Here is a 6643-nt window from a genome sequence, read left to right as displayed (position 1 = left end):
GGCGTGCGAGCTTGCGAGCCCGCCGCGTATCGAGACCCTCGTCAGTGCTCGGTGGAGAACCCGACCCGGCGCCGATGGCTGTCCAGCGCGAGCGCGACGAGCTGATCGATGAGGTCGGGGTAGCTGATCCCGGTGGCCTCCCACAGCTTCGGATACATCGAGGCCGGCGTGAAGCCCGGGATGGTGTTGACCTCGTTGAGGAGCCAGCCGCGGCCCTCGGCCTCATAGAAGAAGTCGACACGTGCCATCCCCGCGCAGCGTAAGGCGGTGAACGCCTTGGCCGCCAGTTCTCGGACCTCGCGGGTGACGTCGTCGGGCAGGTCGGCGGGGATCACCAGCTGCGCGGCACCTGTGACGTACTTGTCCTCGTAGTCGTAGAACTCACTGCCCGGCACGATCTCTCCGGGCACCGACGCCTCCGGGGCGGCGTTGCCGAGAACCGCCACCTCCACCTCGCGGGCGGTGACCGCCTCCTCGATGATCACCACATCGTCGTAGCGCAGCGCGAGGTCGACGGCCTTGTCGAGTTCGGCCGCGTCGTGGGCCTTGGTGATGCCCACCGACGAGCCGAGGTTGGCGGGTTTGACGAACACCGGCAGCCCGAGCTCGGCCACCGCGCGGGTGACGATCTCGTTCGGGTCGTCGATACCGTCGCGGAATTCGACCCAGCGGCACTGTGGGATTCCGGCCTGCTCGGCGACGATTTTGGCCATCGCCTTGTCCATGCACAGCGCTGACGAGAGCACGCCGGCACCCACGTAGGGGACCTTGAACAGCTCCAACATGCCCTGGATGGTGCCGTCCTCGCCGTGCGGCCCGTGCAGCAGTGGGAGTACCACGGTGATCGCCTGATCGGTGCCCTCGCCGCGGATCGCAGCGAGGGGCTCCACCTCGGTACCGGCCGGTTCGAGTCGTTCGGGTAGGTCGCTGCCCTCGGCGAGTGCCGCTATCGCCTTGTCGTTGCGCAGCCACGTCCCCGACTTGGTGATGCCGATCGGCACCAGGTCGTACTTGCTGCGGTCGGCGGCGGCCAAGACGTGGGCGGCGGTCACACACGAGACGTCGTGTTCGGCGGACACGCCGCCATATAGGACGACCAGACGCAGCAGGGGTGAGGCCATGGCCCACACCATACGTCGACGATGTCGTACGAGTCGTCTGGGTTTGTCCTCCTCGGGTATGTGGCGGTCGGCGGCGAGCCTTGTAGCGTTGCGGTGTGCAATTCAGGGCGAGCGAGATCGCGGCTGCGGTCAATGGGCGGCTGGTCGGCGATGACGTGGAGATCTCCGGGGTCGGCATCGACTCCCGGAGCGTGCAGGCCGGGCAGCTGTTCGTGCCGATCGTGGCCGCCCGCGACGGGCACGAGTTCGTGTCGTCGGCGCAGTCGGCGGGTGCCGCGGCGTACCTGAGCTCCGAGGGCAGCCTGCCGCACGTCTCATTGCCGGCGATCACCGTCACCGACACCGCCGCGGCGTTGGCCGATCTCGGTGCTGCGGCCCGCGATCGCCTGCCCGACCGGGTCGTCGGGGTGACCGGGTCGGTCGGCAAGACCTCCACCAAGGATCTGCTGGCCGGGGCGCTGGCCACCACGTTCCGTGCCACCGCGAGCGAGAAATCGTTCAACAACGAGCTCGGGCTGCCGCTGACCCTGGCCAACGCCCCGGCCGACACCGAGGCTGTTGTGGTCGAGATGGGCGCCCGCGGCATCGGCCACATCGACCTGCTGTGTTCGATCGCGCGGCCCACCGTCGGGGTTGTCACCCGCGTCGAGGGTGTGCACCTGGAACTGTTCGGCGACATCGATGCGGTCGCGCGCGCCAAAGGTGAGCTCGTCGAGGCGTTGCCGGTCGATGGCCTCGCTGTCCTCAACGCCGACGACGAGCGGGTGGCCGCCATGGCCGAGCGCACCGACGCGGGCGTGCTGACCTTCGGACTCGGTTCGACAGCCGATGTCCGCGCCTCGGACGTGGTCCTTGACGACGAGCTGCGCGCGTCCTTCCGGCTGCAGACCCCGTGGGGTGATGCCGACATCGCACTCGGTGCTCGTGGCGAGCATCAGGTGCCCAATGCGCTGGCCGCGGTCGCCGCCGCCGGCTGGCTCGGTGTGCCGGTGGGTCGGATGGCCGACGGCCTGCGCGGTGCGAGTCTGTCCGGACTTCGCATGGACCTCGTCACCTCGGCCGCCGGGGTGCTGGTGCTCAACGATGCCTACAACGCCAACCCCACCTCGATGGCCGCGGCCCTGCGGTCGCTGGCGGTGCTCGATGCCGGGCGCCGGGTGGCCGTGCTCGGCACGATGGGGGAGCTCGGTGCCGGTTCGGCGGCAGCGCATTTGTCGGTCGCCGAGCAGGCGCGTGACCTCGGCGTCGAGGTGATCGCCGTCGACGCCCCCGATTACGGTGAGTCCGCCCGCCACGTCCCCGACATCGACAGTGCCGTCGCCGCCCTCGCCGACCTCGAGGCCGGGGACGCGGTGCTGGTGAAGGCCAGCCGTGCCGCGGCGCTCGAGCGGGTCGCGCAGGCGTTACTGGGCTGAGGAAGCCGCGGTCGGGTGATTTCGATACGGCCTCGCCCAGGGGCTCGGCCTACTCAATCACCAGCATGGGGCGGCTCGCGGAGGGGTGTGCCCTACTCGATCACCAGCATGGGGCGGCTCGCGGAGGGGTGTGCCCTACTCGATCACCAGCGTGAGGCGGCTCGCGGAGGGGTGTGCCCTACTCGATCACCAGCATGGGGCGGCTCGCGGAGGGGTGTGCCCTACTCGATCACCAGCATGGGGCGGCTCGCGGAGGGGTGTGCCCTACTCGATCACCAGCATGGGGCGGCTCGCGGAGGTCGCGCTCCCTCGCTCCGGGGAGCCAAACTGGTGATCGAGTAGCCTGCGAGCCGCCAGGCGAGCACGCGTATCGAGATCACTGCCCGTCGGCGTTGGCGACGATGACATCGTGCACGTACTGCGCCAAACCCTCGGCGCGCTCGTCGTAGTGCGCCGTGAACCGGGGGTCGGCGAGGTACATCTGCGCCAGGTTCACCTGCATCTCATGTCCGCAGTCGTAGAACCGGTTGATCGACGCCCGGTGGGCCTCGGCGAGTGCGTTGGCCTCCGGTGTCCCCGGCATCACGCCGGCACGCATCGCCTCGGCCAACCGCTCCTCGAGGGCGTCGGTCTGCGCCTTCACCGCCTGCCAGTCGCCTTTCGAGAACCCGGCGGTGCGCTCCTGGCTCTGCCGCCACGCGTCGGAGTCACCCCAGCGTTCTTCTGCTTCGGCGGCGTAGTCCTCGCCCGGCCAGTCGTCGCCGAAGATCTCGGCTTGTTCGGCAGCCGTCAATTGGATGCCGTCGCGCTTCGCATTCATCATGTCCTCCACAGCGGCGACCATCCGACGTAACCGATCGATCCGGTCGGTCAGCAATTCGTGCTGATCACGCAGATGCGCCAGCGCATCAACCGACGGATCGTCGAGCAGGGTCGCGATCTGCTCCAGCGAGAACCCGAGCTGACGGTAGGTCAGTACCCGGTGCAGTCGTTCGACATCGGCATCGTCGTAGACCCGGTATCCGGCACCGGTGCGTCCCGATGGCACCACCAGACCGATGTGGTCGTAGTGATGCAAAGTGCGCACGCTGATCCCGACGAGCCGTGCCACCGCGCCGACCGTGTACTCGTGTTCCGCATCGTTCACACCGGACACTGTCGCGCCTTACGGTGCGTCAGGGTCAAGGGCGTCAGGGTCAAGGGCGTCAGGTCATGAGCGCCACAATCCAGGGCGGCCGGCCCCGTTGGATCAGGGCGCGAAGTCGATCTCGTCGTCGTCATCGGTGGTGGCGTCGTTGTCGCGTTCACACTTCGCGAGGACTCCGGCGTCGTCCGACGGGCCGCATTCCCACCCGTCGACCATCTGGTCGCGTCCCGTCGCGATCATCGGTCCGTACTGCGCCGCCAGGGCCATGGCCTCCTCACAGGAGACGGTCCCGTCGGTGATCAGTACGCGCAGTGCGCCATCGGGGCCGGACGTGGTGCCGCATTCGCGATCGTCGGTCGGCTGCGCCTGCGTGGTGTCGCTGGTAGGCCGCGGACTCGGACCTGCCACCACCGGCGCCGACGGGTTCTCGCTGAGGGTGGCGGTGGTCGTCTCGACCGCCTGCTCCTCGGTTCCGCAAGCGGTGGCGAACGCACAGAGGGCCAGAGCGCAGAAACCGAGAGACAACCTTGTGACGATTCGCGACATGGATTCACCGTAACGAATCGCATGCCGCGTATCCGGCCGAGCGACGGCCCACGCGTCGGCGCAACCGGACCCAACACGTGTCCCCCGTCGAACGTCGGGTTTTGTGTGGTGGTGTCCAACTGCGAGAATTCGCCGGTGAGCTCCATGTCTCTGTCCCCCGACCACTCGTTCTCCGTCGGGACCTCTCTGCCCGGGACGATGGGCCGCACCGGCGTCATCGACACCCCCCACGGCCGCATCCGCACGCCGGCCTTCGTGCCGGTCGGCACCAAGGCCACCGTCAAGACGGTGCTGCCCGAGGCCGTCGGCGAACTCGGCGCGCAGGCGGTGCTCGCCAACGCCTATCACCTTTATCTACAGCCCGGGCCGGACATCATCGACGAGGCCGGCGGGCTCGGTGCATTCATGAACTGGCCCGGCCCCACCTACACCGACAGCGGTGGATTCCAGGTGATGTCGCTGGGCGCCGGATTCAAGAAGGTCATCTCGATGGATGTCACCGGGGAGCAGAACGACGAGATCACCGCCGAGGGTCGCGAACGTCTGTCGCTGGTCGACGACGACGGCGTCACCTTCAAATCGCACCTGGACGGGTCCGCGCACCGGTTCACCCCGGAGGTCTCGATGCAGATCCAGCATCAGCTGGGCGCCGACATCATCTTCGCCTTCGACGAACTGACCACTCTGATGAATACGCGCGTTTACCAGGAGAACTCGTTGGAGCGTACCCGGCTGTGGGCGATCCGATGCCTGGCCGAACACAACCGGCTGTCCCGGGAACGCACCCACCGTCCGGCGCAGTCGCTGTGGGGGGTCATTCAGGGTGCGCAGTACGAGGACCTGCGCCGCAAGGCCGCCCGCGACCTGGTCACCATGAGTGCGATGGATCAGGCCGACGGTGGACGCGGCTTCGGCGGCTACGGCATCGGCGGGGCGCTGGAGAAGGACAATCTGGGCACCATCGTCGGCTGGGTCAACCAGGAACTGCCGGAGGACACCGCGAAGCACCTGCTCGGCATCAGCGAACCCGACGACATCTTCACCGCCATCGAGAACGGTGCCGACACCTTCGACTGTGTCTCACCCACCCGGGTGGCGCGCAACGGCGCCATCTACTCCCTCGACGGGCGCTACAACATTACCAATGCCAAGTACCGCAGGGATTTCCGATCCCTCGATCCCGAGATCGACAACTACACCAGCCAGTACAGCCGGGCCTATCTGCATCACCTGTTCAAGGCGAAGGAGGGGTTGGCCGCGACGCTGGCCACGCTGCACAACGTCTCCTTCATCGTGACGATGGTCGACCGCGCGCGCCAGGCCATCGAGGACGGCACCTACCGGGAGTACCGAGACGAGTTCCTGGCGCGCTACTACGCGGGAACCGGCAGCTGACTGCAGCCGCGCGTTTGACCGTTCGCAGCTGCGGGTAGCCGCCAACCAAGCCCGGGCGGGCGCCGCGGAGTTCGCCGAGGGCCAGGTCCCCGGGGTTCGGAATCTGTAGCCCCGGGGACCGCTCTGATGGCGGGCGCCCGCCGCCGCCTGCGGCCTACTACGGTGGACACCGGGCCGCCGTCGACGATCGTGTCGCCCGGGGGCCCGGGGCGTCGTGGGACCGGAGGAGATGACAGATGAGTGTCCATCAGGCGATCGCCGACCTATCACGCACGATGCACGCAATCCCCGAGACCGACCGCGCGGCAAGTGACGAGGTGATCGAGGCCATCACCGCCGGTGCTGTCGAGCACGTGGCGGGCACCGATCACGCAGGCGTCCTGCTCGTCGACCCGAAGGCCCGCGAGTACGAGACCATCGCCCCGACCGACGAGATCATGGTCCACCTCGATCTTCTGCAGAAAGAGACCGGACAGGGCCCCTGTGTGGAAGCCGCATGGCAGCACCACATGGTCCGGGTCGACGACATCGCCGCCGATCCGCGCTGGCCCGAGTTGTCGGCGCGCACCGTGGCCGAGACGCCGGCCCGATCCAGCCTGTCGTTCCAGCTGTTCACCCATCACGCCACCATCGGTGCACTGAACCTGTTCTCCGACCGGGTCAACGCTTTCGACGACGACTCCGTCGAGGTGGGTCTGGTCTACGCCACCCATGCGTCGCTGGCGCTGTATCGGGCCCGTCAGCAGGGCGACTTCCGCAGCGCGTTGGCCAGCCGTGATCTGATCGGTCAGGCCAAGGGGATGTTGATGGAGCGCTTCACCATCGACGCGGTGGCTGCCTTCGAGTTGCTGCGGCGTCTGTCGCAGGATACGAACACACCGCTCGTCGAGGTCGCGCGACAGGTGACCGAAGCCACACCGGACTAGCGGGAACCCGACTGCCGTACCATTCGTTGCGCACTTGTGAGGACAGTGCGTACACCGCACCCTCCCCGCCCCGACCGCCAGTCAGAAAGACCC

General features: G+C 67.9%; 6 protein-coding genes. 3 read left to right on the top strand and 3 right to left on the bottom strand.

Translation table 11 applies throughout. From position 1 onward, the window contains the following. Nucleotides 1-41 precede the first annotated feature (41 nt). On the bottom strand, nucleotides 42-1121 hold the full coding sequence (locus OSB52_RS23275) for a D-alanine--D-alanine ligase family protein (protein ID WP_266063709.1): 1080 nt from the start codon (nucleotides 1119-1121) through the stop codon (nucleotides 42-44). Between the two features lie 95 nt (nucleotides 1122-1216). Between OSB52_RS23275 and OSB52_RS23270 the strand changes: the two genes are divergently transcribed. Continuing rightward, nucleotides 1217-2536, top strand: coding sequence for a UDP-N-acetylmuramoyl-tripeptide--D-alanyl-D-alanine ligase (locus OSB52_RS23270; RefSeq protein ID WP_266063707.1), 1320 nt, complete (start codon nucleotides 1217-1219; stop codon nucleotides 2534-2536). A 376-nt stretch (nucleotides 2537-2912) separates the two neighbouring features. On the opposite strand, the gene OSB52_RS23265 is transcribed toward OSB52_RS23270, so the two are convergent. Together OSB52_RS23265 and OSB52_RS23260 are read right to left on the bottom strand one after the other, a co-directional pair. Then, nucleotides 2913-3692 (bottom strand): MerR family transcriptional regulator, encoded by a 780-nt coding sequence (locus tag OSB52_RS23265; RefSeq protein ID WP_235723389.1) that lies wholly within the window; start codon nucleotides 3690-3692, stop codon nucleotides 2913-2915. Between the two features lie 93 nt (nucleotides 3693-3785). Then, a complete protein-coding gene (locus tag OSB52_RS23260; protein ID WP_266063706.1) occupies nucleotides 3786-4229 on the bottom strand; it encodes a hypothetical protein in 444 nt (147 codons plus the stop codon). Nucleotides 4230-4373: 144 nt separating this feature from the next. Between OSB52_RS23260 and tgt the strand changes: the two genes are divergently transcribed. Beyond that, nucleotides 4374-5624, top strand: a complete 1251-nt coding sequence (gene tgt, locus OSB52_RS23255; protein ID WP_266063713.1) for a tRNA guanosine(34) transglycosylase Tgt — start codon at nucleotides 4374-4376, stop codon at nucleotides 5622-5624. A gap of 236 nt (nucleotides 5625-5860) precedes the next feature. Next, the gene (locus OSB52_RS23250) at nucleotides 5861-6550 is read left to right on the top strand and encodes a GAF and ANTAR domain-containing protein (protein WP_235723391.1); all 690 of its coding nucleotides are present in this window, start codon (nucleotides 5861-5863) and stop codon (nucleotides 6548-6550) included. The last annotated feature ends 93 nt before the right edge of the window (nucleotides 6551-6643 follow it).

Source organism: Gordonia aquimaris, from assembly GCF_026262595.1.
GTDB classification, from domain to species: domain Bacteria; phylum Actinomycetota; class Actinomycetes; order Mycobacteriales; family Mycobacteriaceae; genus Gordonia; species Gordonia tangerina.
The sequence above is the reverse complement of the archived record's forward strand: the minus strand, read 5'-3'. Positions and strand labels throughout refer to the sequence as shown.